26 protein-coding genes are annotated in these 25,993 nt (G+C 35.6%); 3 read left to right on the top strand and 23 right to left on the bottom strand.

The features are described from left to right. Positions 1 to 170: 170 nt before the first annotated feature. The 12 genes from MKX45_RS08690 to MKX45_RS08745 form a co-directional block, all read right to left on the bottom strand. The gene (locus MKX45_RS08690) at positions 171 to 707 is read right to left on the bottom strand and encodes a GNAT family N-acetyltransferase (protein WP_015426723.1); all 537 of its coding nucleotides are present in this window, start codon (positions 705 to 707) and stop codon (positions 171 to 173) included. A 48-nt stretch (positions 708 to 755) separates the two neighbouring features. After that, on the bottom strand, positions 756 to 1,538 hold the full coding sequence (gene dapB / locus MKX45_RS08695) for a 4-hydroxy-tetrahydrodipicolinate reductase (RefSeq protein WP_057719961.1): 783 nt from the start codon (positions 1,536 to 1,538) through the stop codon (positions 756 to 758). Positions 1,539 to 1,638: 100 nt separating this feature from the next. Next, a complete protein-coding gene (locus tag MKX45_RS08700; protein ID WP_015426725.1) occupies positions 1,639 to 2,484 on the bottom strand; it encodes a DegV family protein in 846 nt (281 codons plus the stop codon). Between the two features lie 17 nt (positions 2,485 to 2,501). Further along, positions 2,502 to 2,894 carry a DUF1149 family protein gene (locus MKX45_RS08705; protein ID WP_015426726.1) on the bottom strand — a complete coding sequence of 131 codons (393 nt, stop codon included), beginning with the start codon at positions 2,892 to 2,894 and terminating at the stop codon, positions 2,502 to 2,504. A gap of 125 nt (positions 2,895 to 3,019) precedes the next feature. Then, complete coding sequence (gene trmD / locus MKX45_RS08710) at positions 3,020 to 3,763, bottom strand: tRNA (guanosine(37)-N1)-methyltransferase TrmD (protein ID WP_015426727.1); 744 nt, start codon at positions 3,761 to 3,763, stop codon at positions 3,020 to 3,022. Between the two features lie 4 nt (positions 3,764 to 3,767). Continuing rightward, positions 3,768 to 4,283, bottom strand: a complete 516-nt coding sequence (gene rimM / locus MKX45_RS08715) for a ribosome maturation factor RimM (RefSeq protein ID WP_012898171.1) — start codon at positions 4,281 to 4,283, stop codon at positions 3,768 to 3,770. A gap of 172 nt (positions 4,284 to 4,455) precedes the next feature. Next, entirely contained in the window at positions 4,456 to 5,310 is an 855-nt protein-coding gene (locus MKX45_RS08720) for an alpha/beta hydrolase (RefSeq protein ID WP_057719965.1), read from the bottom strand. Positions 5,311 to 5,423: 113 nt separating this feature from the next. Continuing rightward, entirely contained in the window at positions 5,424 to 6,368 is a 945-nt protein-coding gene (gene hemH, locus MKX45_RS08725) for a ferrochelatase (protein ID WP_340817035.1), read from the bottom strand. A 261-nt stretch (positions 6,369 to 6,629) separates the two neighbouring features. Continuing rightward, a complete protein-coding gene (locus MKX45_RS08730; RefSeq protein ID WP_003130710.1) occupies positions 6,630 to 6,869 on the bottom strand; it encodes a KH domain-containing protein in 240 nt (79 codons plus the stop codon). Positions 6,870 to 6,964: 95 nt separating this feature from the next. Further along, the gene (rpsP, locus tag MKX45_RS08735) at positions 6,965 to 7,237 is read right to left on the bottom strand and encodes a 30S ribosomal protein S16 (protein ID WP_003130711.1); all 273 of its coding nucleotides are present in this window, start codon (positions 7,235 to 7,237) and stop codon (positions 6,965 to 6,967) included. Positions 7,238 to 7,325: 88 nt separating this feature from the next. Further along, entirely contained in the window at positions 7,326 to 8,558 is a 1,233-nt protein-coding gene (locus MKX45_RS08740) for a hydroxymethylglutaryl-CoA reductase, degradative (protein WP_057719968.1), read from the bottom strand. 80 nt (positions 8,559 to 8,638) lie between these two features. Beyond that, the gene (locus MKX45_RS08745) at positions 8,639 to 9,778 is read right to left on the bottom strand and encodes a thiolase family protein (protein ID WP_010906036.1); all 1,140 of its coding nucleotides are present in this window, start codon (positions 9,776 to 9,778) and stop codon (positions 8,639 to 8,641) included. A 307-nt stretch (positions 9,779 to 10,085) separates the two neighbouring features. On the opposite strand from MKX45_RS08745, the gene MKX45_RS08750 reads away from it, so the two are divergent. Next, a complete protein-coding gene (locus tag MKX45_RS08750) occupies positions 10,086 to 11,240 on the top strand; it encodes a hydroxymethylglutaryl-CoA synthase (RefSeq protein ID WP_057719973.1) in 1,155 nt (384 codons plus the stop codon). Positions 11,241 to 11,299: 59 nt separating this feature from the next. Here the strand turns inward: MKX45_RS08750 and MKX45_RS08755 are convergent, their stop codons facing one another. Together MKX45_RS08755 and MKX45_RS08760 are read right to left on the bottom strand one after the other, a co-directional pair. Then, positions 11,300 to 12,007: a glucosamine-6-phosphate deaminase gene (locus MKX45_RS08755; protein ID WP_015426732.1), complete on the bottom strand. Its 708-nt coding sequence runs from the start codon at positions 12,005 to 12,007 to the stop codon at positions 11,300 to 11,302. A 151-nt stretch (positions 12,008 to 12,158) separates the two neighbouring features. Beyond that, positions 12,159 to 13,121 (bottom strand): alpha/beta hydrolase, encoded by a 963-nt coding sequence (locus MKX45_RS08760; RefSeq protein WP_057719975.1) that lies wholly within the window; start codon positions 13,119 to 13,121, stop codon positions 12,159 to 12,161. Between the two features lie 296 nt (positions 13,122 to 13,417). Here MKX45_RS08760 and queA point away from each other — a divergent pair, with 296 nt between their 5' ends. Next, entirely contained in the window at positions 13,418 to 14,455 is a 1,038-nt protein-coding gene (queA, locus tag MKX45_RS08765; protein ID WP_057719977.1) for a tRNA preQ1(34) S-adenosylmethionine ribosyltransferase-isomerase QueA, read from the top strand. Positions 14,456 to 14,531: 76 nt separating this feature from the next. Here queA and MKX45_RS08770 read toward each other — a convergent pair whose 3' ends face one another. The 8 genes from MKX45_RS08770 to MKX45_RS08805 all read right to left on the bottom strand — a co-directional run bounded on the left by MKX45_RS08770 (position 14,532) and on the right by MKX45_RS08805 (position 24,826). After that, the gene (locus MKX45_RS08770; protein WP_340817037.1) at positions 14,532 to 14,843 is read right to left on the bottom strand and encodes a helix-turn-helix domain-containing protein; all 312 of its coding nucleotides are present in this window, start codon (positions 14,841 to 14,843) and stop codon (positions 14,532 to 14,534) included. Between the two features lie 81 nt (positions 14,844 to 14,924). Further along, the gene (locus tag MKX45_RS08775; RefSeq protein ID WP_340817038.1) at positions 14,925 to 16,097 is read right to left on the bottom strand and encodes a DUF916 and DUF3324 domain-containing protein; all 1,173 of its coding nucleotides are present in this window, start codon (positions 16,095 to 16,097) and stop codon (positions 14,925 to 14,927) included. 122 nt (positions 16,098 to 16,219) lie between these two features. Further along, positions 16,220 to 21,169 (bottom strand): beta strand repeat-containing protein, encoded by a 4,950-nt coding sequence (locus tag MKX45_RS08780; RefSeq protein WP_340817039.1) that lies wholly within the window; start codon positions 21,167 to 21,169, stop codon positions 16,220 to 16,222. Positions 21,170 to 21,205: 36 nt separating this feature from the next. Beyond that, positions 21,206 to 21,961: a WxL domain-containing protein gene (locus tag MKX45_RS08785; protein WP_340817040.1), complete on the bottom strand. Its 756-nt coding sequence runs from the start codon at positions 21,959 to 21,961 to the stop codon at positions 21,206 to 21,208. 37 nt (positions 21,962 to 21,998) lie between these two features. After that, positions 21,999 to 22,757: a WxL domain-containing protein gene (locus tag MKX45_RS08790; protein WP_057719985.1), complete on the bottom strand. Its 759-nt coding sequence runs from the start codon at positions 22,755 to 22,757 to the stop codon at positions 21,999 to 22,001. 37 nt (positions 22,758 to 22,794) lie between these two features. Next, on the bottom strand, positions 22,795 to 23,586 hold the full coding sequence (locus MKX45_RS08795) for a WxL domain-containing protein (protein WP_012898201.1): 792 nt from the start codon (positions 23,584 to 23,586) through the stop codon (positions 22,795 to 22,797). A gap of 28 nt (positions 23,587 to 23,614) precedes the next feature. Further along, positions 23,615 to 24,460: a WxL domain-containing protein gene (locus MKX45_RS08800; protein WP_057719988.1), complete on the bottom strand. Its 846-nt coding sequence runs from the start codon at positions 24,458 to 24,460 to the stop codon at positions 23,615 to 23,617. A 60-nt stretch (positions 24,461 to 24,520) separates the two neighbouring features. After that, positions 24,521 to 24,826, bottom strand: coding sequence for a hypothetical protein (locus tag MKX45_RS08805; RefSeq protein ID WP_057719989.1), 306 nt, complete (start codon positions 24,824 to 24,826; stop codon positions 24,521 to 24,523). Between the two features lie 346 nt (positions 24,827 to 25,172). On the opposite strand from MKX45_RS08805, the gene MKX45_RS08810 reads away from it, so the two are divergent. Further along, the gene (locus MKX45_RS08810) at positions 25,173 to 25,790 is read left to right on the top strand and encodes a hypothetical protein (protein ID WP_015426742.1); all 618 of its coding nucleotides are present in this window, start codon (positions 25,173 to 25,175) and stop codon (positions 25,788 to 25,790) included. A 12-nt stretch (positions 25,791 to 25,802) separates the two neighbouring features. Here the strand turns inward: MKX45_RS08810 and MKX45_RS08815 are convergent, their stop codons facing one another. Next, positions 25,803 to 25,973, bottom strand: coding sequence for a hypothetical protein (locus MKX45_RS08815; protein ID WP_012898204.1), 171 nt, complete (start codon positions 25,971 to 25,973; stop codon positions 25,803 to 25,805). Positions 25,974 to 25,993 lie beyond the last annotated feature (20 nt).

The following is a 25,993-nucleotide window of genomic DNA, read 5'->3' on the forward strand; positions in this document are numbered from 1 at the left end:
AGCCCCATTGTACACCTTAAAATTTTACTGACAGAAAGTTTATACAGACCTGTCAGCACTTTTAGCTCTCATCAATTTCTGTTTCTTAAGCTTTGCCCTGTATCATTCACCTGTGAATTTGTCTTGACGCTCTGCCAGATTAACCCTAGCAATCCATCAGTAATTTTATCCTATTGTTCTTCTAAATTAATCCAGTAACGACAAATTTCATCACCATCAATATCTACAATATTTTCCAAAATACCCGCATTTGCTTCAATACTTTTACGACTCGCCAAATTCTCTTTGTCAGCAGAAATCATTACCTGAGAAATCTTACGTTTCCGATATTTAGGAAGAACAAATCTAACCATTTCTTCAGCAAAATGATGCCCTCTAAAATCAGGAGCCACACCATAACCAATATGACCACCCCATTCTAACAAAATTCCTTTTTCGATTTGCCAACGACAAGAAATTTCACCAACGATTTGCCCATTAATAAAAGCAAAATATTTAGTTGCTGTTGACCAATCGGGATTTTCAGCAAAAGTTTCTTCTCTATGAGTTTTTTCCACATAGTCCGAAAAATTTTCCAAAGAAAGCTCCGCATAAGCTTTAACAGCATCGATTTTAAAAGGACTTGTATCTGTTGCCCAATTGGCAATATAAACCATAAAAGCTTCTGCATCACTTAATTCTAATCTACGAATCTCTAATTCACTCATAAAATCCCTCACTAATCATTCGGTCACAGTCTATTTCGTCAGTAAATATTATAAATCCAAAAAATGTTCCAAACCATATTTTAACTCAGACACCGTCATTACCTTACGAATTCCCAAAGCAATACCAGTCATGAAACTTGAACGATCATAAGAATCATGACGTAAAGTCAGCCCTTCACCTTTTGAACCAAAAATAACCTCTTGATGAGCCACCAAACCAGGTAAACGAACCGAATGGATTCTCATTCCTTCAAGATCGGCACCACGAGCACCAGCTAAAGCTTCCTTTTCATCCACTGCCCCTTGATGATGAGCCAAACGTTCCTCAGACATCAATTCTGCTGTCTTCACAGCGGTTCCAGAAGGAGCATCTTTTTTCCCGTCATGGTGCAATTCAATAATTTCCACATCTGGGAAATATTTAACAGCCTGCTTAGAAAATTGCATCAATAAAACCGCACCCAAGGCAAAATTTGGTGCAATAAGACCACCCAATTCTTTTTCTCTAGAAAATTTAATTAAATCTGCTACTTCATCATCGGTAAACCCAGTCGTTCCAACCACTGGTCTAAAACCATTTTCTAAAGCAAAACGAGTGTTCTCATAAGCCACTTCAGGAGCCGTTAAATCTAGCCAAGTATCAGCATCAAATCCAATCAAATCCTCTTTTCGACTAAAAACAGGAACTCCAAACGCTTCTGAGACTTCTTCTTTCTTTCCTAATAAAGCCACAAGTTCAAAATTTTGAGCATTCAGAATCATTTGTACCGCAGTAACTCCCATTTTTCCACGAAATCCAGCAACAATCACTTTAATTTTATTCAATTTCATCCCCCATTCATTTATAAAGAAATTAGTATTTTATAGAAGTAGCTATTATTTTTATTATTCAGAATATTTATTTTTAGATAAAAACACGTAAAAACGTGCTTTATTTTTTTGGTGAAATACCGTAAGCCACTGTATTCAAGCCCAAATGAGTTGCGATAACAGGCCCAAAAGTGACGATTTCCACATCATCAAAACCTTGAGATAATGCATAATCATATAATTCTTGTGCCCGATCTTCAGCTCTAGTATGAATAACATAAACTTTGTATGCCAAAGGATCTTTGGCATCTTTTAACAAAAGTTCCTTCATCCGGCTCATCGTTTTTTTCACAGTCCGAACTTTTTCAAAAACTTCAACCTTACCTTCAGTACTAAAAGTTAGCACAGGCTTAATATTTAATAAAGTCCCAAGCACAGCCGCACCATTAGACAAACGTCCACCTTTTGCTAACCAATGCAAATCATCGACAAGCATATAAGCACGGTCACCGTCTCTTTGTTCTTCAAACTTTGCGATAATTTCTTCAAATTCGACATCAGCTTCTGCCAAATCCAATACTGTTTCCACCATATAGCCCAACGGACTTGAGGTAATAAAAGTTTCAGGAAATACTACTTTCATTTGCTCATATTCACTTTGTAAGTAAAAAATATTTTGGTAAAATCCAGAAATTGCTGCTGGCAAAAACAGACCTAAAACATGAGTATACCCTTGTTTTTCTAAGTCTTTTAAAAGTCTATCAAGTTCAGCAACTCTAGGTTGCGAAGTTTTAGGTACTTCTTGGGCCTCCGCCATAAGATCGTACCATTCTTCATGAGAAATTTTTTGCAAATCATAATCCACTCCATCAATGGAAATTGGAATATCTAAGACAAAAAGATTTTCGTAAGTTTTATATTTTTCAGCAAAATCTGCCGAAGAGTCAGTAATAACAGCTAATTTCATAAATTCTATTCTATTAATTAAAATTCCAAGTTTATTCCAGGCTGGTCTAAGGCAACCTCTGTTGTTTCATAGACCAAGCGTTTAAGAAGTTCAAACAAAGGCGCCGCAAGTTGGGCTAATTCCTCTTGTTCAAGTTCTTCTTGTTCCTTAATAATTTGACCACGTACATAGTTCAATTGACTCACAAAACCAGAAAGTACAATATTATCTAGTACAATCAAGTAAGTCAAAACAGCGTGAATACCAGTGTCACCTTCACCAAGTTTTTCAAGTTGTTCTTTGGGAACAAGTTGAAATTGAACATTTAGATTAGTCTCAGGTGTTCCATTTTCTTTTTCCCATTCATAATTACGAGCATCATAATGAAATTGGTTAACAAATTCTTGTTCTCGTTCGATCGTTAAAGCCATTTTAAAATCCCCTATTTTTTTATTATAAATTTAGTTATATCCAGATATGAACAATAAGAACAAAGATTTCATCATCCAAATTTAAAGGATATTCCCCAATATTCAACTAAAATCTTAACACTACTTCATTCTACCACATCTTGAACATTTTCACGCAATAATTGTAGCATTTTTAACTCTTCTTCATTAGCTTGATATTTATCCAATAAATCTGGACGGCGTTCTAAGGTTTTTCTCAAAGATTCTTTTAACCGCCATTTACGAATATTTTCATGATGACCACTCATTAATACCTCAGGAACCTTCATCCCTCTAAAATCTTCTGGGCGAGTATATTGCGGATATTCTAAAAGTCCACTAGAAAAAGAATCATCTTCATGGCTAGCTACTTTTCCTAAAACACCCGGAATTAAACGCACAACCGCATCAACCATCACCGTTGCTGCAACTTCTCCACCAGTTAAAACAAAATCTCCCAATGAAATTTCATCCGTCACCAATGTTTTAATACGTTCGTCGTAGCCTTCATAATGTCCACAAATAAAAATTAATTGCTCTTCTTGAGATAATTCTTCGGCCATTTTTTGGTCAAATTTTTTCCCAGCTGGGTCTAAAAGAATAACACGCGCAGGTTTTTCAGACTTCTGAGGTATTTTATCCATTGTGTCAAAGATTGGCTGTGGCATTAATAACATCCCTTGACCACCACCATAAGGCATATCATCAACATGACGTTGTTTATTCGTTGCATTTTCTCGAAAATCATGTGTATGTAGCTCCAAAATACCTTTATCTTGAGCTTTACCTACGATTGACTGATTAAGTGGGCCAAACATTTCCGGAAAGATACTTAAAATATCAATTCTCATATTTCTAGTCATCCAATCCTTCCATAATAGATACGTCCACTCGGTGTTGACTCACATCTACATTTAAGATAACTGGCGGAATATAAGGCAATAATAAATCACGTTTTCCTTTACGTTTAACAACCCAAACATCATTAGCCCCTGGTTGAAGTATTTCAGAAATTTGACCAATTAGGACATCATTTTCATAAACATCACTGCCAATGATTTCATGATAGTAAAATTCGCCATCATCTAAATCCTCTTGGTTTTCTTCTGCAATTTTGACAATATATCCTTTATACTTTTCAACGTCATTAATATGATAAAATCCTTCAAATTTAACGACATAAAAATTCTTTTGTGGGCGACCAGACTTCACCTTTAAATCTTGAATATAATTATCCTTATCATCGAAAAGTGCCAAAACTGAACCTTTTGAGAAGCGTTCTTGAGCAAAATCTGTCGATGGCATCACGCGAACCTCTCCTTGAAGTCCTTGTGTGTTAACAATTGTTCCTACCTTGTAAAATTTTTCCATTCTACAATTATACCATACCTAATAAGTCCTGATTTAAATAAAACTATTTTTTAAGTCTATTATTCAAGGAAAGCTATCTTTTCCTTGAATGAAAAAAATTCCCCCTTAGTTTAATTAATAAAAGAGCCAATCAAATTGAATGACTCTTTTATTATATTTATTTTGATACTAATTAAAAATTTTCTTTTAGAAAAAAATCTTTAGTTCTTTCAATAAAATTCTCTGCCTCTGTATCTAAATGGAGTGCATGGTAACCATCTGCAATCTCTATTAATTCTAAGTTTTTCCCAGCATTGTTTGCAAATGAACGAATGACCACGGGCGAACAAATCTGATCTGACTCACCACAGAATAATAAAGTTGGTATTTTCAAATTTCCAGCCTGACTTTGTGCAAAACGCCCCGCTTCCATAATCTGTGAAAAGAGTCGCAAAGAAAGAAGTTCGTGGTAGATTCCATCTTTAGTTACTAAATCTACTAAATCATTTCGGTGAGAAATTGCTTCAACTTTTAAACCTGTACGAACTCGAATTTTTGGACTTATTTTTCCTAAAAAACCTGCCAGTCTTTGAAGCGGCACGGCTGGTGGATTTGTCAGCGCTAGCCAAGGAGATTCAATTACTGCTTTTTGGTAAAGTTTTTGATTTTCAATATTTCTCAGAAGAACATTGAGTGAAATATTTCCACCCATGCTATGTCCAAACAGATAAACCGGAAGTTTTGGATACTTTTTACCAATTATCTTCCTCACTTCTAAGGCATCACTAATTAGGCTCTCGTAAGCTCTAGCTCGTCCTTGAAGTTTTGGGTTAGCAGCTGCTAAAACGCCATGTCCTCTCTGATCGTGCATTAGGCAAACAAAACCAGCATTGACTAATTCATTAATTAAATAGAGATAATGACCTGTGTATTCACCAAATCCATGAACTAATTGTACTACCGCTTTTGCTTTTTGGTCTGGCTCAAAAATTCCAAGGCGAATTCGGTAATGGTCTTTCATTGAAACAATTTCATACTGTTTTTTCATTGGATTTCCTTACTATTTTTAGCATATTATGAACCATTATAACAAATCCTATTTCTCTTTAGTAATGTTATAAAATTTAAAGGCCAAAACTAATAAAATAATGATTTTATTTCTCAGAGTCTATTTTGCTCAACTACTTCACTTAATACTCTAGTAAAGTCTAAAGAGTCATTAAAAGGATGAACAAAATCAAATGTTTCTCCGCCATTTTCAACAAATACTTCTTTATTTTCAATTTCTAATTCAAATAAAGTTTCTAAACAATCTGCAACGAATGCTGGTGAACAGATCAATACTTTTTTAGCATTTTCTTTGGGAAGTTCAGCAACTCTATCAATAGTCGCAGGTTCTAACCATTTTTCAGGACCAAATTTTGATTGATAAGTATGCTCGTATTCTTCTTCCCTCAAGCCAAGTTTACTTACTACCAAACGTGTTGTTTCTTTACATTGCTCTTCATAAGCATCTTTTTTCTTGGTCACGTAGGACAAGGGAATTCCATGATAGCTAAGGACCAGTTTATCATAGTCATTTGCTTGCCACTTTTCTCTAATAGACTCTGCCAGTAAATCGCTATAAGATTCTACTTTGTGGAAATCTCTAATTACTTTTATCTTATCATCAATTTTTTTAACTTGTTGAATTACAGGTTCAACTGTTGTTAAAGAATATTGAGGGTAAAGTGGAAGAACAGTAATTTCTTCAACACCAGATTCTTTCATCTCAGCGATTACTTTATCAATGCGTGGCTCTCCGTAAGTCATGGCAAAACGAACATCAAAATCTTCGCGCATATCCTGTAGTTGTTTTGCTTGCGCTACTGTGTAAATCATCAAAGGGGAACCTTCATCTGTCCAGATTTGTTTATACATCTCTGCTGATTTTTGCGGTCTAACTTTTAAAATAATTCCATTTAAAATTGGCAACCAAAGCCATCTTGGTTTTTGTATAACAAGAGGCTCACCCAAAAATTCTTTTAAATAATCCCTCACATCATCTGCTTCACATGAGCGCGGAGTTCCCAAAGCTACTAATAAGATTCCTTTTTTCTTATCCATTATTCCACCTATATAAAAAATCAGTTTATTTATATTTATAACCGATTGTTTCTACAATTGTTAATCAATATTTTTCATTCTAACATAATTTTTCATACAATTAAAGTGAATCTTAAAGAAGTCTTTGATTATTATTAGAAATATTCGTTTAATCTAAAAAACCTCACTCTTCCAACTCTTTTAATATTTAATTTACTTTAAAATAATTAAAAGCCGAATCAGTAACAAAAATAAAAGACCCACTAAGTGAGCCTCTAATTCTTATTGATCAACAAGAAGTCGAACTTTTTTCCCTTCTACAGGAACAAAGTAAACCACTGTGCGAATTGCTTGAATAATCCGACCTTGACGTCCGATAATTCGACCGATATCACCCTCTGCAACCTTAAGGTGATATTCCATAAATTCCTCACCCTCAATGAGTTCCAAAGAGACTTCATCTGGTTGAGTAACCAATGGTTTAACAATTGTTAAAACTAATTCTTTCACATCTTTTTGCATTTCTTACCTCTACTCTAACTTGAAAAATCTTCAAGTTCAATATATGTGATTTCTTTATTCACGAAAAGCTGCTAAAAAGCAGCTTATCTCAAAAATTATTTAGAAAGTTTTGATTCGTGGAATTTTTTCATAACGCCAGCTTTTGAAAGAAGGTTACGAACTGTATCTGAAGGTTGTGCTCCTTTGCTCAACCATTCCAATACGCGTTCTTCTTTAAGAGTTACTTGTTCTTCAGTTACAAGTGGGTTATAAGTCCCAACTGTTTCGATGAATTTACCATCACGTGGAGCACGTGAATCAGCAACGTTGATACGGTAGAAAGGTTTTTTCTTAGAACCCATACGAGTCAAACGAATTTTTACAGACATTTTATATTTCCTATTTCTATTTTTATTATATTTAATATTATAGCAGACTAATTTCGCCCTGTCAAGAAAAAATCTTGACAGTTCTTTTTTAGTTTCTGAGACTATTTAATAAACGGCGAGCTACTTCTTGATTCATCACTTTTTCCTGCCGAAGTTGCTGACTTATGACTGCTATCTCATCTGCTTTTGCACCCACGGATAATGCCAAAGAGCGAGCCTGTAAGCTCATATGTCCTTGTTGAATTCCTTCTGAAACAAGTGCGCGCAAAGCTGCTAAATTTTGTGCTAAACCAACTGCGGCGATAACTTTGGCCAGTTCTCTAGCATCTGTGATTCCTAAAATTTCCATTGCCGCTTGTGCTTTAGGTAAGACTTTCACCCCACCACCAACGGTCGCCACAGGTAAAGGAATTTCTAACTCTCCAAATAACTTTTCGGCATGAACTTCCCATTTAGCCAAACCTTGATATGTCCCTTCTTTTGCTGCATAAGCATGAATTGCTGCTGAAATAGCTCGCGTATCATTTCCTGTCGCAAGAATTACAGCATTAATCCCATTCATAATTCCTTTATTGTGTGTGCTAGCACGGTAAGGGTCAATTTTTGAGTATTGTGAAGCAACTGCAATTTTTTGAGCAATTTCTAAACCATTTGATTTTTTTGAAAGAGCATCAACTGGAATTTCACAGCTCACCTTTACTAAAGATTCAGTTGCATAGTTTGAAAGGATGCTAAACAGAATTTTTTCCTCAGAAAACCAGCCACGAAAAAGTGCTGCTACACCTTCCAATATAGAATTAATAATATTGGCACCCATTGCATCTTTGACATCCACTTTGAAATCAACTGAAATAAATTTCTCACTTGAAAAAAGTCTGCTCGAAATTTCTCTCAAACCGCCCCCACGCTTAATAATTGAAGGATACGAAAGCTTAGCTTGTTCAAATATTTCATTTTTGCATTCAGATATTTTCTTAATAATTTCTTCTGGTTTCTTTACGTCATAAAATACAATTTGCCCACGCATTAACCGTTCATCTATTTTAGCCGTAAAACTTTCCGCTATTTTTGCTCCATTACTCGCAGCAGCTATAACTGATGGTTCTTCTGTAACCATCGGAACGATGTATTCTTTTCCATTAATGACAAAATTTTGAGCAAGTCCCATCGGCAATTCAAATTCGGAAATTTGATTTTCAATTAGATTGTTTAAAATATTTGTATCTAAAGCCATTTCACTCAAAATTTCCTGAGTATCTCCTGACAGATTCAATGAATCTAATCGCTCTTTGGGCGACATTTGATAAAATTTTTTTCTCATATTTTCCAAAAATGCCCAGATAAGCTGGGCAATTCCTCCATTAATTTCTTAAAAATTACTTGTTTAAACCACAATCATTTTTAAAGGTTAGGATTTTTTAAAAGAACAGCCAAACCTAGGCCTCCACCGATACAAAGACTTGCAATTCCATAGCGTTTTTGCTCACGTTTTAAGGCATAAGACAAAGTCGTGAGAATTTTAGAACCACTTGAACCGATAGCATGACCTAGTGCAATTGCACCACCATAAATGTTAACTTGTGATTCATTTAAACCAAGTTCACGATTGACAGCAAGGCTTGATGCTGCAAATGCTTCATTAATTTCAAACAGGTCAATATCTGAAAGTTCAAGCTCTGAACGATTAATTAATTTTTTGATAGCTTCAATTGGTGAAACTCCCATAATAGCAGGGTCAATTCCAACTTCTGTACTATCAACTAATTCTGCTAGGTACGGAATCCCATGTTTTTCAGCATAGTCTTTTGTTGCAAGAATGACAGCTGAAGCTCCATCATTAACAGGAGAAGAATTACCTGCTGTCACAGTTCCATTTTCTTTGAAAGCTGTCCTTAAAGTGGCTAATTTTTCTAAACTAGAAGAAGGACGTGGTGTTTCGTCGACTCCGACTTCTCCAATCGCAACAATCTCTTCTTTAAAAATTCCAGCTTGACTTGCAGCGACCGCTTTTTCTTGAGAGTTTTGTGCAAAAGCGTCTTGGTCTGCTCGACTTATATCAAATTGCTCAGCAATAGTTTCACCAATAATTCCCATAGAAATTCCTGAGAAGGCATCAACTAAGCCATCATTTAACATACTTAATGTTTCTTCTTGAGTTTTTCGATTCTTTATAATTGGGGCATTAGACATAGATTCTGTCCCACCAGCGATTACAACTTCTGCTTCACCAAGCTGTAAAAGTTGTTTGGCTAAAATCACTGCTTTCATTCCTGAACCACAAACTTCGTTGATTGTTGAAGCGGGCACTGTATTAGATAAACCACTATGAATCGCAATTTGACGTGCTATATTTTGACCATTACCAGCTTGAAGAACATTTCCAAAAATAACTTGTTCAACATCTGATTTTATATTTTCATGTTTTGACAATAAGTTTGAAACAACATGTGTTCCAAGTTCTGCTGCTGAATATTCAGCAAGAGCACCGTCGTATCTTCCAACTGGTGTTCTTAAGGCGTCAATGATTACAATTTCTTTCACGAATGAACCTCCGAAAGCCATTATAGCATATTTTAAACTACTTTTGTCAAAGTCTCTTTACATTAAATTAATAAACAATATCTAATCAATGACTCTATTCAAGCATTTTTTGTACTATTTAAAATACATACTATTTACTTAATTCCATTTTTTATTAATTAAACAAAAAATTAAATGTGTGTATTTTATAGAAAGAAAACATCTTAGCAAAGAATTTAACGTATTTTTATGATAAAATTAAAGCATTCCAAAGACATTGAAAGGAGTTCCTTTCTTTTATAATAATAAGTGAGGAAATTTTTAAAATATGAAAGTCGGTATAGATAAACTTGGATTTTTTGTCCCAAATACTTTTGTTGATATGAGGGATTTAGCAAATGCTCGTAATGTTGACCCTGCAAAATTCCAAATTGGTATTGGGCAAGATGAAATGGCAGTCAATCCTGCTACTCAAGATATTATTACTTTTGCTGCTAACGCGGCAGCAAGTATTTTGACTGAGGAAGATAAAAATGCCATTGACATGGTCATCGTTGGTACTGAATCAAGTCTTGATGAATCAAAGGCCTCAGCCGTTGTTGTTCACGATTTGCTTGGCATTCAACCTTTTGCTCGAAGCATTGAAATGAAAGAGGCTTGTTATGCAACTACTGCTGGCCTTGCTCTTGCTCGCGACCATGTTCTTTTGAATCCTGATACTAAAGTTTTAGTTATTGCTTCTGATATTGCCAAATATGGGCTAAATACTGGTGGAGAACCTACTCAGGGAGCTGGAAGTGTTGCAATGCTTATCACGGCCAATCCTAAAATTTTGGCCTTAAATAATGATAACGTTGCTTTAACTCAAGACATCTATGATTTTTGGCGTCCTTTTGGTCAGGCTTATCCTTCTGTTGATGGTAAGTTTTCAAACGAAACATATATCGATGCTTTTGCTAAAATCTGGAAAGAGTATAGCCATAGAACAAATTTAAAGTTTGAAGACTTTACAGCTATCGCTTTTCATACCCCTTATACTAAAATGGGTAAAAAAGCTTTATTGCCAATGCTTGAATCAGAAAAGCCAGCCAATGCTGAAGAATTAATGGAACAATTTGAACATGGTATCGTTTATAATCGTCGTGTGGGTAATCTATATACCGGTTCTCTCTATTTGAGTTTGATTTCACTTTTGGAAAACTCTGATAAATTGAGTGCTGGTCAGCGTATTGGGCTTTTTAGTTATGGTTCTGGTACTGTTGCTGAATTTTTCTCTGGTGAACTTGTTGAAGGTTACGAAAATCATTTACTTAAAATCGAGCATCAATCAATGTTGGATGCAAGAACACGTCTATCAATTCCTGAATACGAAAACATGTTCAATCAATATTTAGATTTGAATCATAATATTTCTTTCAATGATGAGACAGATTACTCCGTTTCAGAAGTCGTTGATAATCACCGTAAGTATAAAAAAAGATAAAAAAATACTGACAGAATTTCTGTCAGTAAATAAAAAGTCCTGACAGGACTTTTTTTATTTTATTTGCTCAACAATGAAACAGCTGCTTCATCAGCAATAACAGTAACATTATCGTGGTTTTGAAGAATTGATGCTGGAAGCTCTGTTGTCACTTCTCCTTCAACCATTCCTTTGATTGCTTCAGCTTTTTCCTTACCATAAGCCATCAAAACAATATTTTTTGATTTCATAATTGAAGCAAGTCCCATTGAAATTGCTTTACGTGGTACATCTGCTTCTGATTCAAAGAAACGTGCGTTGGCTTTGATTGTGCTTTCTTGAAGGTCAACAACATGAGTTGTAATTTCAGCAGGTGTTCCTGGTTCATTAAAACCAATGTGTCCATTTTGACCAATTCCAAGAATTTGCCAATCAATTGGATTTTCTTCGATAATTTGGTCATAATGTTTTGCTTCTGCTTCAAGGTCAGCTGCTTTACCATTTGGTAAGAAGTTTTCTTTAAATGGTTTTTCTCCAAACAAATGTTTAGTCATAAAGTAACGGTAAGATTGATCATTTGAACCGTCAAGTCCAACATATTCATCCAAGTTTACTGAAACCATGTCTGTAAAATCAAGGTCTGAGTTAACAATTTGGTTGTAAAATTCTACTGGTGTTGAGCCTGTTGCAAGTCCCAATGTTTTAGCGCCATTAGCCATTGATTCTTTAAGAAGGTCAAGTCCGATTTTTGCACCTTCAAGTTGATTTTTTACTACGATAACTTTCATTTTATATGCTCCATTTCTAAATTGGTATATATCAATTTTTCTACACTTTCATTATATCATAAATTATCTCCATGTCAACTAAAAATTGTCTTCAAAAAATACATTAACAAAAATAAAAAGTCCTTTTAAAAAAGGACTTTCTTGTAATCAATTAAGACATATATTTTCCAACAAAATTCCAAACATGGCTCCAATATAAGTCTGGATTAACTTTTTCTGATTCTCCATGACCCGCTCCATGAACAATCAGCTTTTCTTTATCAACTTTTGCTGCATCATAGAGAGGATTTAACATTTTAAATGGAACGAAAGTATCTTTATCACCATGAATGAACAAAATTGGCATTTTGCTTTTGGCTACTTGTTTAATTGCCGAAGATTTAAAGATATCATAACCAGCTCTCATTTTGACAACGGTATTTGCCGCATAAAGAACTGGAAATTTTGGTAATCCATATAATTGTTTTAATTGATAGGCAAAAACATCGCCTGTTGATGTGAAACCACAATCTTCCACAATTGCTTTGACATTAGAGGGAAGTTTTTCGCCTGAAGTGTTCATCACCGTTGCTCCTCCCATAGAAACGCCCAATAGGACAATTTCTGCCTGTGGATCTTTTTGAATAATTTTGGCAATCCAAAGCAACATATCTTTACGGTCATCCCAGCCCATACCGATATAATCCCCTTGACTTTTACCATGCCCTCTTAAATCTGGTGTAACAACATTATAACCCTTATTGTAAAAATGACGTGTCCAACTTGCCATATCGGTCGATTGTCCACCATACCCATGAACAACAATAGCCCATTTATTTGTTTTAGTTGGTTGCTTATAATCTGCAGCATAGAGTTTCAACTTCAACTTATCAGAGGAGGTAACATACCAAGCGTCGGATTTTACATCCGCTAAAAATATTTTATTTTCCTTTTTTCTTTCTTCTTCTTTTTTAGAAAGAGGTTTCTGTTTGCTCCCGGCAGTTAAAAAAGATTTATTGGTACGTGCGTTAACAGCTAAGTCATAAAAATAGTTTCCTATTGCAAAATAGCCACCGACCAAAACAACGGATAAAACTACTAAAATCCAAGCAATCATTTTTTTCCTTTTTTTCATAAAATTCCTTTTAATTTTTATTTTACCATTGTAATATTAAAATTTCTTTTTTACAACTTCTTATATTATTTAGTAATAATCTTACAAAAACGGTGTTTTGATCATACAATAAATCTCGTTCTTCCTAAAGCTAGTCTATCCAAAAAATGATATAATAAAACAATATGCATTGCTTTTTTTATCAACCAATTGATTTAGTGATTTGAGAGAAAAATTACCTATAAATCAACTAAACTAATTTGAAATAAATGTATTTTAGAATCCTTTTACGGAATGGAGTAAAATAAAAACAACTTATGAATATAAATGATTTTGATTTTGATTTGCCAGAAGAATTGATCGCCCAAACTCCTTTGGAAAAACGTTCTGAATCACGTTTGTTGATTCTTGATCCTAAAACTGAAGAGCTTGAAGATAGACATTTCTATAATATTATTGATGAACTTGAAGCTGGCGATGCTCTTGTCCTAAATAACACAAGGGTACTCCCAGCCCGTCTCCACGGTGAACGCGCTGAAACAGGTGGACATATTGAACTCCTCTTGCTTAAAGATATGGGGCAAAATCGTTGGGAAACATTGGCAAAACCAGCTCGCAAAATGAAAGTTGGTGAGGAAGTCATTTTTGGTGATGGTCGTTTGAAAGCTGTCGTTGTAGAAGTCCTTGATCATGGTGGACGAATTGTTGAATTCAAATACGATGGAATTTTCCTTGAAATCTTGGAAAGCTTAGGCGAAATGCCACTTCCTCCTTATATCCACGAACAACTCGAGGATCAAGAACGTTATCAAACAGTTTTTGCAAAAGAGAATGGTTCTGCTGCTGCTCCAACTGCTGGCCTACATTATACACCTGAATTGTTAGAAAAAATTGCTGACAAAGGAGTCAAAATTGTTGAATTAACACTTCATGTTGGTTTGGGAACATTTCGTCCTGTCAGTGTGGATAATGTTGATGAGCATCAAATGCACAGCGAATTTTATCGTCTAACTGAAGAGGCGGCTGCTCAATTGAGAGCTGTTAAGGCTAGTGGACACAAAATTGTTGCTTCTGGAACAACATCAATCCGTACTTTGGAAACCATCGGTAGTAAATTTGATGGGGATATCCAAGCCGATTCTGGCTGGACTGACATTTTCATTAAACCTGGCTATGAATGGAAAGTTGTTGATGCTTTTAACACCAATTTCCATTTACCAAAATCAACTTTGGTCATGTTAGTCGCTGCTTTTGCTGGCCGTGATTTTGTTCTTGACGCTTACCAACATGCGATTGATGAAAAATATCGTTTCTTCAGTTTTGGGGATGCAATGTTCGTTCGCCCCAAAAAATAATTAAATTCTAATTAATTTTTATAAATAAAAAAGCCTTATAAGGCTTTTTTTATTTATAGTTTATACTTTCTTTACTCTATTTTGAAGACAACAACCATTCTTGACAAATAATGCATAAATCTTTTTTCTGATAATCATTAAGACTTTCAAAAATAATTCTGGTTCCGTTATTTTTTGGGTCATTGTTTATTCCTAGCAAATACTCAGGTGTTACTCCGAAATAATGTGACAATTCAATCAATCGAATTCCCGAAGGTTCCACACCGTTTTTATAATTATGAAGCGCATTTCTAGGATATCCTAGATCTCTTTCAACTTGATTAAAAGATTTTTTTGATATTCTTATTAATTCTTCTAACCGTGGATAGAATAGCTGATTCTCGGCCATAAAAAACCTCCTCCAATTTATTTTACTTTTACTTAACTTTAATAAATGTAAATAATCATGATTCAAAAATCTAAGTAGAACCTAAACATCTATCTCATCAGAATTATCTTCTTTACTTATTTGCTCTCTCATTTCTTCAAGTTGAGCTTTTAATTTTTCTTTTTCTAAATCTTGCTCCTCTTCTTCTTTTTTACGTCTCTTCCATAAAATAAAGAACAAGAAGAAAAGAGCTAAAAGAATTAATAATAAACCTAACCAGATAAGCCAATTTTCATACCATGGAGTCTTTTTAACAGTTACATCTTTTGAATTCAATTTACTTGCTGTTTTACCTAATATTGTAAAGTCTTTTGTAAATTTCCATTGATAATCAAATTTTTGTTTTTTTCCTTTTGAATCAACATAAGTGAACTTTCCGTCATTATTTTTTTGCCCATATACTGTCATCGACAGACGATACTTACCCGCTTCAAGCTTATTTCCATCACCAATAGAAACAGGATAATCAAAATTACTATTTGGTGCCATTTGCAGCATCTCTTTGTTTGACTTATAAGATAATTTAGAATTACTTAAACCTTTGACCTCTGCTTGAACATACATTTGATTTAGATATCCAGCCATTGGATTTTGTAAATTGGCATTGATTACATTTCTATAATTAACCTGACTAGGCTCTACACTATTTAATTTCAAGTCAGGCGCAACAGTATTTTTATTTTGTTGCATCAGTAAAGCAACAACGTAAGCATATTTATTTTGAATACTTAATCCCTTAGAATTTGAATTTGTTTTCTCTGAGTCCTTTTCTTTAAAAGTAATTCCACCAGCAATTACACCATTAAAATTTTCCTTTGGCATAGTAACACTCACTTTTACTTGCTGTGAAGAGTTTGGTTGTAGTGATACTTCTTTTGGAATTGAGGCATAGTCTACTAGATTATACTTTAGTGTTGAATCTGCTTTAATTTTATTTGGTGAGTATTCAACCACACCGTTAATATTTGTTGTCGCACTAGCTATTTCTTCTTCAACCACTACTGTTTTGTCAGTAGTATTTTTTAGAGTAATCGTCAAAGTTTGCGATTGTCCTGGACTCATTTGTAAATTAAAGTATCCGCTCTCGCCAATTTGGTTTTCTGGAAGAACCGGGTTCACAGAAAAATTAAATTCATTTGCATGAACTTCTTTACTGACAGTCCCTAAAGTAAATATAGTGGCAATGATCAGTAAAACTTTTTGATAAATTTTCATTATGTACTCTTTCTAGAACTACATCTCTGTAGTATTTTGATTAAAATCTTATAATAAAATTAAAATAAGTCCGTTATACAAAGTAGGACTAATCCCACTTTGTATAAAATTGCTATACGCAACTAATTAGAAGGTACATTATTTAAAGACCAAGTTAATTGTCCCTCATAGGTTCCCTTCTCTTGATGATCAACCGGAATATTCAATTGGATTCCTTCACCAGAGGTTGAATTCCAGTTTTGATTTAACTTAAAAGTACCAGTAGTTGGTGAAGTATTGGCATAAATCTGTAAGGCATCACTTGTAATTACTTTACTTCCTGTACTGTCTTTGAAGAAAAGATATGAAGCCAAATTATTATTATTTGTCAAACCTTTTAAATCTTGAGTTTGTGCGACACTCACATACCATGGCTTCAAGGCAGAACCTGTCCGTGTGTCCGTAACAATCACATCACTGGCAGGACTTGTGGCCCATGAAATTAATGGTTTAGGACTTACGTCTAATGTACCAAAGTCGTAAGAATTTGGTGTAGAAAGACTTATAGAGCCAAAAGTTAAATTAAGTGTAATATCTTTTGATAATCCATTATAAGTATAAGTAACAGGACGAATATTACCATCTCCATCAATGATTGGATTATTGGCTTGTATAGTTTGCAAGGTTGTAACCAAATTTGACGGACTGCTAATCACTGGTTCTTCTATCGTTCCATCCGCTTTAAAAGCTAAAGCATAGGTCCAATTACCATCCAGATCTTTTTGATCTTTTAAATCGTGTGCATCATCACTTGTCATACTTGCATCATAAACATTAAGAGCTGTCTGACTATCTGATGAAATAACTGCTGCCTGTGGTACAACAACAATGTTACTATTAGTTGAACTTTTTCCCAAAGTCCAGCTCACAGGTATTTCTGCATATGATTTATCTTTTACATTAGTATCACTAGTTGTAGGATCTTGAATCGTATTACCTGCATTATTTATTGAACTTAATGGATCACCACTCGTCGTAATATCTGTCATTACACCCACTCCTTTTAAACCAACAATTTTTTGGAGTTGTGCTTGAGTCAATGATGATGCATTTATTGCCGAACCTTTATTCGGTAGGATATAGTTTCCAGCACTTAGACTAGTGGTGTTACCAGTAACCACATTTTGTACAATATAACTTCCATATATTGCTTGATCGTTTGTGCCATCTTGTTGATTTCCTACAAAATAGTCTCTCGTACCAAAGTTACGTGTAGCACCAGTAGTTCCAGCATTGACATCAAAATTAGGATTAGTTGATGGATAATTATTTAAAATCTTTCCATCAAATGCCGTGGCTGTTCTAGATTTTATGTAATATGGTGCTTTAGCGGTGAAGCTAAAGGGAGCTGTTGTGCTATCACTATATCCCATCACATACATTACTTTGATCGAACTTGCATCAGTATCAGATGCTACCGAGGCCCATGCTTGCATCGTTTGACCAGCAACGGGATTCCCTGTTGTAACATTAGATTTTAAATGATGTTGCCAATTTCCTGAATCTGCATCACCAGTTGTATTATATACACGTACCTGCCCTGGAACAACATAACCAATCCAAGTTGGATTACTTGGGGTGGAGAGGGAAGACATTGTATAATCCCCTAAAAATGCATAATTTTTGGCTGAATCTACACCAGAAAAATTATTAGGACTAATATTTACTGCACCAGATTTTGTAGAAGTATCTCCACCATTAAACGTCAAAATTGGGAATGCCGCTTGTGTTCCCCAATAGGCTCCATTATAGGTATTACTAATACTTGTTGGTGGATTACCGATCGGCTTCCAAAATAGATTACCCTTATTGGTTGAAAGATCTAAATCGGATAAATTAATCAATCCAGATGTTTGGACATAGGGTGTAGAAAGTATTGCATTTGGATAGGCAACTAATTGGCTTGCTGATACAACGGATGATGTTGAAGTAATTCCAAGAGTAGAATCAGTATCCATTTGAATCGAACCATGTTTGGAGTAAGTTGCAGCGTGGTTTGCTGCTGTAGCTCCACCTCCATTTTTAAAAGAACCTGCTACATTCACTACTGCTTTTTCAGTAATTTCTGCACTGTTAAAATTGATAAGTGAACCATTTATGGTAATTGGGTTATGTGAAGTACTATTTCCTAATGTAATAGCCGATTTATTGTTATTAGCTGCGGCAATCGCATCAGTTAGATTATCACTACTTCCTCCGGATGTTATCGTACCAGAAATGGTAGTACCATCCCCAATTTTTATATTCGTATTGTATCTTTGACCTGAAGCTGGCATGGCTACATAATTAGTTGCATAAACCGAACCTACAGTGTTGCCATCTGCGTTAATGGTCATGTTGATTGTACCAACATTTGTATATGTACTATTTGAACCAGTTGACTGCCCGTCGCCGTAAATAACAGCACCATTTAAGACATTTCCGGATGCAGCATTTGCTGATATATTGACACTAATACTGTTATTTACTCCAGAACCAACGTGAGTCACAGTATTGTTATAACCTGCTCCTCCTGATAAATATGTACCAGAAGGAAGTTGGAAGCTTGAGCCAGTTGAACCTGTCAAATCAACATTTAAAGCTGTATTTCCTAAAATCGAGGATGCCCCATTAAAGAACGGACCTCCGCAAAGTTGTTTTGTTCCTGTTCTTGGCGAACCTGAGAAATCACCTCCATAAACATTGACTGTAGAATCACCAGCAATTGTCTCTACTCCAGCTTGACCATAGTTTCCACCGGTAATAGCGTTGATATATCCGTTGTAAACATTTACTGTTGCACTTCCAGTATTATACAAATCTCCCCAAGAACCGCCTGACAAGAACCAATTAACTTGCCCTTGATTGACTTGTGCTGTAGTATTTCCCCATTTTGTAGTTGCGGTATAACCACCACCTTCAAGAGTATCAACAATAGCCCCATTCAAAATATTGTATGAATTTCCGACCTGACTACCATTAGATTGACCTCCATAGGTCCAACGGGCAATATCATTATTGTGAATAAGATAGGAATTACCGTTTTGTAAAAAGGCTTGACGATAGGTCCATACCGTTCCTCCGCCTCCCCATAAATCCCAGCCGGAATTAATGGCAGAACTTGTATCAGTTTTACCATAAGCAACTGTTCCTTGGGCTGCAAGAGTTGTTTCTGCGGTACCTCCCATTGCACTACAATATACTACTCCGGCACCTCCAACAGAATTATCAGCATTTGCCGTTCCAGCTTCTAAAACTGATTGTCCTTGTAGATACCCATTTGAACTTGCACCATATGAATAACCTGTCCAATCGTTTGCTCCACCACCCGATGTTGTTGACATAACACCTGATTGTAACCAAGTATAAACATCGCCATAAATTGCATTACTAGTAATTTTTTGGGCATTTGAAACTACAGTAGTAGATGGAATCTGTGCATAAGCTTTAGCATCTGTTACACCAACTGCACTATCAAGACCAGTCTGACTTCCAAGTCCCCATTGTGATGGAGAAATTTTTAGAGAATCATGACCATTACCACCAACTATTCCATAAACTGCCCCAGCTGTTCCAGTTGTAAAAGCAGATTTAATATAGTTAGTAATATTAGCATATAATATCCCTTGAGCCGCGGTAGTGGCGTTGGTTGCCTGAGCATATGAAGCGCCTGTTCCAGCATTACCACCTGTAAATAAAGCTTGACCTGTTGTGAAGGATGATGTATTGTAACTATTTGAGATAACATTTCCGGCACCAGATGTCCCTATATTCCCTTGGAATGAACCTGCGTTAAAAGTTGATGCTGGACCACCAGCACCATTTATATTACTAGTTGCGCCAGTCCATCCTCCTGCCCCACTTAAAGTATTATAGATTGAACCACTTATATTTCCATAAACTGTTCCACCTTGATAAAGTTGGTATCTTGCACTTCCATTTGTTGAGTTAACATAAGTTGTAACATTCCCATTCACATTAACAGGAGAATTAGAAGTACCAATTCCAGCACCGTAGATATTTGTTATCTGAGAAGCAATAGCTCCACTTATATCAAGGTTTGTATTTCCTGAAATTGTTGCTCCTGATGCACTTCCACCAGTTACACTATTTATAGTAGATGATGACTGGGCAATCGTAACATGAGTATTACCAGATATTGTTCCAGCCGATGCATTACCACCATAGATATTCCAGCCCGCAGTACTTCCTGTTGCTCCAATATATAGGTTTGTATTTCCAGATATATCACTATTGTCCGTTCCACCATAAATGTTAGGAGCACCAGTTATCCATGAGCCATTTGTCGTTGCAAATGCGTTCCCTTGGGCATAAATATTATCCCCACTTGCAGCCACAGTTACATTGCGAAAAATAGTTGGAACTCCAAAATAGACATTTGAAGGTAAGGTTACAGTATAATTTGTTCCTGAGGGCTGAGAACTATTTGAGCTCGTAAGTAGATCGGCTGGATTTGAAATCCAGGTTAAACTTTTAGCATGCCCTTTTAGTGTGCAAAATGTCATATTAGTCGCGCTTGGATTAGAAACTACTGCTTTTAGGACTGAATTACTCAGTGTTGTATTAGCTCCATAGTATAAGACAAAATCCGAAGTGCTAGCATTAGTTGCACTATACATTGCATAAAGCGCTTGTTGAACACCAGCATCTGTAGTTGGATAACTTCCTATAATTGTTCCATTTTGTACAGCAGTAACTTGATTGGTTGGTAACGTTAGATTAGCGATAGTTTGTTGCCATCTAAAGTTATTAGGCATTATCGCATCTTCAACTGAATTTTGTGGAAGTGGAGTACGATTTGGTTGTGAAACTGAATTTCCATTGAAAGTAGTGCCACTGGGACTCACGCTTTGACGATTTATAAGTGTCTGAGTTGCTGCTGACACCCCTTGAGAAGAAAGCATCTTTTCAAGAGAATTTATCTTAACATTTTCTTTTTTACTTTCTGAAGAAAATCCATTAAAATTTATAGTCGGTAACAGTGATAGCAACATTATAAAAGTCACAAGTTTAAATTTATATTTTCTTTGCATGAAATCTCCCTTGCTTGTTTCTCACCACTAAAAATATTAATTAGATGGTGTATCGTCAAGTGTCCAGGTTAAATCTGCTGTATACTTGGCTGCACCTGCCACACCTGCTGGAACAGAAAGTTTGATGGCTGTGTCTTTTGTAGCTCCATCTTTCCCCCCAAAGTCAAGTAAACTATTACCAGAGCCGTGACCAGCCGTCGCTCCCAATATTGTTGCTGATTGTACTCCAGGTGTCAAATCTGTAGTAGCTGAAGAGATATCTGCTGGGTTTGCTGTACCAGCTCCTTGAATCTCAGCATCACCTAGAGTCACTGTTGCTCCTGTTAATGTACCATGACCGTTCGCTACTAAATTACTATCTGCTGTTGTGAAGTCGGTCATTTGAACTTTTAAATTCCAACCTGAGAAAGTCTCACGATTATCTGCAACTTGAACATAGTTGGTACGTGTCGTATTATCGTCTAATTTTTGTGCAGCAGCGTTGTAAACTTCTGCTTTATTGCTTATAGGATGACTTCCAAAATCAAAACTTGAAGCATAGACAATAGTTAAACCACTATCTGGCATTGTCGGTCCTACTGGATTTACACCATCTGGCTCCGTTGGTTTTACTGGAACAGTTGGGTCTTGCGGGTCAACTGGACCTGTGGTATCTGTTCCGGCGGTAAAAGTCACCTCTCCTTGCGTGCCATATGATTGTGTTGTAGCTGCACTGGCAAGTTGTGGAGTTACTGATGTTGCTAATATCCCTAAAGTTGCTAGAGAGAGATATTTTGTTACTGATTTAGACATATAATGTCCTCTTTTCTATAATAATGTGTGTTACAAATTAATTTGGCACGTTTGTCGGTAAATCAGACAATATCCAATTTAAAGTTGTAGTGTAAGCAGTCGCATCCTTGGGGGTATCTCCAGGAACAAATAATGAAACTGCTGTTGTTAAGCCATCTTCAGTGACCATTGAATCGTTTCCCCAGCGAATTACCCAAGTTCCAGCTCCTTCGCCGGTTGAGGCAAGAGCTACTTGAGTTTCAACACCGGGAATAAGTCCCAAAATTGTTTGTGTTTTGGGAGATTTTTCATTAGTAAAAGAAGCTGTTTCTGAACTTTTTAAATTAATCGTTGCTCCTTTAAGTACTTTGTACTTCTGAGGGCCTGAGTCAATTTGAGTAAATTGTGTTTTCTCGACTACTTTTAAGTTCCAACCGGCAAATGTTCCTCGACGATCGGTTACTTGAACATAATTCGGTGTTAAAACTTCAGAATCAAAATACTTTTGGGCTTTAGCTAGATATGTTTGATCTTTATTAGAAATTTTATGATTTCCAAAGTCAAAACTTGAAGCAAAATCAATTGTCAGTGAGCCATTTCCCCCTGGATTAGGCTTTGAACCATCTGGATTTTGTGGAAATACAGGTAAAGTTGGATCAGGTTTGTTAGGATTAACAGGGGGTTGAACTCCGCTACCTGGACCAAAACCAACTATTCCTTGCGAATTATAGCTTTGGACCTCTGCTGCATTAACTCGAATTTCCAATCCTAATGTCATTAAGATGAGAGGTATACTTAACCATCTTATTTTTTTCACAGTACCCTCCTTTTCATAGTTTAGAAATTATAAACATTTAATTTCCTGGGGTATTCGTTAAGGACCAAATTAATTGTGTCGTATATGACGTCGCTTTATTTGTACCAGCAATAACTTTAAGACTGATTGGTGATGCTGTAGAAACTGCTTCATTACCCAGATGCGCTCCACCATTTTCTTGGTAATCTGCATTAGCTCCTAGACCATATACCCAAGTTCCCATCCCTTGATTTGGACCAGCTCCTAAAATTTTGCTAGCAGCTGTACTAACAACAAAATTAGTGTTATTGATATAACCGGGTTTTGCAGCAGTGGTTCCATCGGTATAACCTTTACTAAAAGATAGTTCTGCTCCGGTTAGCTTTTCTCCTGAAGTATTTTGAAATTGATCGGATTCTGCAACAGTCAAGGTCCATCCATCCCAGGTTCCGCGTGTATCAGTAACTTGAACATAATTAGGACGTGTCATATCAACTGCACTTCCATCTTTATCTTTGCTAATCCACTGTGCATGAGCAAAGTATGTGGCATCCTTTGAAGAAATTTTTTGTGTTCCAAAACTTAGACTTGAAGCAAAATCGATTGAAAGTGCTCCTCCTGTTCCGGGTGTTGGGTCGGTACCATCAGGATTTGTTGGTCCTACAGGGACAGAGGGGTCTAAAGGATCAACGGGGTTAATTCCAGTATTGTCCCCTTCAGCAAAGTTAACATAACCATTTGATGTATAATCTCCACCGGTGCTTGCGGCATCGGCTTCACTGGCAATTATTGGTCCCACGATTAATGCAGCAGTTAGTAGTACCGTTGATTTTAATAAAATTTTATTCATTTATTCTCTCCTTTTATCAAAATCAGACTTATGGTGCTGGTGTAACCGCAGATGTATTTCCATCCCAATCATTTCCTGGAACGGCTTGCAAGCTCCAATACAAATCTGTAGTATATGGTGCCGCTTTCTCAATCAAACCTGCAGGAACAGCCAAACTAATTGCTGATTTTGTTGCCACTTTAGTATGATCTGTGGTATTGGCTGTATCAACTGAACTTGCATCATAGGCATCTACATCACCAAAATTATATAACCAAGTTCCTGCTCCTTCATTTTTTGCAGCTGAAACTAGTTTTGTTGCTACTCCTGGTGTGAGCGTTCCTGAAGCGACAACATCACTTGGCTTCCCAGCGGTAATACCATTTCCTCCAAGGAGAGTGCCTCCGGTAAAGCTAATTTGTGCACCACTAAGTGCATATCCAGGATCTGTTGATGTTCCAGTAGTCATATGAAGATCTGAAACTTGTGTTAAACTTAATGTCCAACCTGATAGCTCACCTGATTGGTCTGTTACTTGAGCATAGTTAGGCACTACTTTTACAGCGTTAGATTGATCTTTTACCATATCAGGATGTGCATAATAAGTTTTAGATTGAGTGGAAATTGATTGGGTTCCGAAGTAAAGGGTTGAACCATAATCGACAGTAAGATTTCCAGAAGCACCTGGAGTACCTGGGTCTACTGGTGTTACAGGATTAGTTGGGTCTGTTGGATCAAGAGGGTCGACTGGACCAGTTCCTGCTTGTAAAGTCAAATTTGCACTTGAAGTGTAATCCCCACCTGTAGTCGCCGCACTAGCGGTTGTGATTATCATAGGGGCAGAAATCAGTATGCCGGCAAGAAGTGTTGTTGATTTTAAAATTAGTTTATCCATTAAGTTTCTCCATTTGTTTTATCCTTAAAAAAGGTGCAGTAATCGACTATTATTTATTTTTTATAAAGTTAACCTCCCTCTTTCTTTTTTATAAACTATTATGCTTGCCAAAATTAATAAGCCAACATAACTAGTTACCATTGATGAGAATTCCATATCTCCTGTTTTTGGGAGTATGGTCTGAGTAATTGGAAGGTCTTTTTTAGGATTCTCTTTACTACTTGAACTTGATTCTGGTCCTACCCAATTTCCCGTAAATCCTACTTGACCTTTTGTATCATAACTTGTTGTATCTGCTGAACCCATGGTCGTCAATAAATTTGACGATGAGAATAGCAATAAAATAATTAATACTAATTTTTTCAATATTCTTTCCTTTCTTAATCTTTACATTTACAAATTTTTATCTTTGTAATCAATAAAAGACCTCTCTTTCTCTATAAATTCTAATGTAATTTTCAGAAAAACTTCAATTTTTCGGAAAGAACACCGCTAATAAAAAAGAATTTTCTGCTGTTTTTTTCCATAAATCTTTATGTTTACTAAAAAAACAATTTATTACTTTATAAATTGTTTTTTTATTATGAGAAAATATAGTACAAAATTTACCAAAAGTGATACAATGATAAGAAACATTTGAAAATCAAGACCTCTTCTATCAGTAAAATTTACTGAACACTTTGCTGACAGAATTTTTTAAGGATTTTATGCCATGAGTTTTATAAATATTGTTATGTTGCCTGATTTCATCAGTATTATCTCAGATGGACAAATTACAACCAATGAAGTTCTTACCCAAAGTCATTTTAAAAAATTTGAAAGTAATCCAAATGGGTTCGTTGTTGGAATTACCGGATTTGAATTGATTACCAATAATATTCGCAAGAAATTTTATTATCAACCTAATTTAAATTTTGAGGAAGCTGAACTTTTGCTTAGGACTGAGCTTGAAAAATATAAAAGTAAGCAAGTTAATTTTGGTCAACATATTTCTTTTAATGCTGTCATTGCGGGATTTCCTATTGAAACCCCCAAAGTCCCTAAAGCTTTAAGTTTTCATGTTGCAAATCAAAACATTTCGGAACGCTACTATGAAAAATCGGCAATTCTTTCTTTGATTCCCGATGATATTTCTTTTAACCCCAATCAAATTATTACTGATAATCTGAATAAATCTTTGAATATCACTCCAACTTTTCAAGTTCAAACCCTTCAACGTAATGCACTTTATAAAGTTGCTGACCAATCCAAAACGGTCAATAAAGTTATTTTTCAAGAAATAATTGAACCTAAAATTACTGACAGAAGTCACTATTCTAGCTGTCAGTAAAAAAAGACTGAATTAATCAGTCTTTTTTTCATCGTTTTTCTTTTGATTAGCCTTTGATAAAGTCAATTTACCATGAGGATTGTATTTCTTTAACAAGTCATCAATCCGTTCATCGGTCCAATAATCGGCTGAGGCAATAAAATTTCCGTCTTTGTCACGGTCACCAATAATTTTAAATCCCATTTTTAATCTCCGAAAATATT

It is taken from the genome of Lactococcus sp. FSL W8-0209 (assembly GCF_038006585.1).
In the GTDB taxonomy this organism is placed as follows: domain Bacteria; phylum Bacillota; class Bacilli; order Lactobacillales; family Streptococcaceae; genus Lactococcus; species Lactococcus lactis.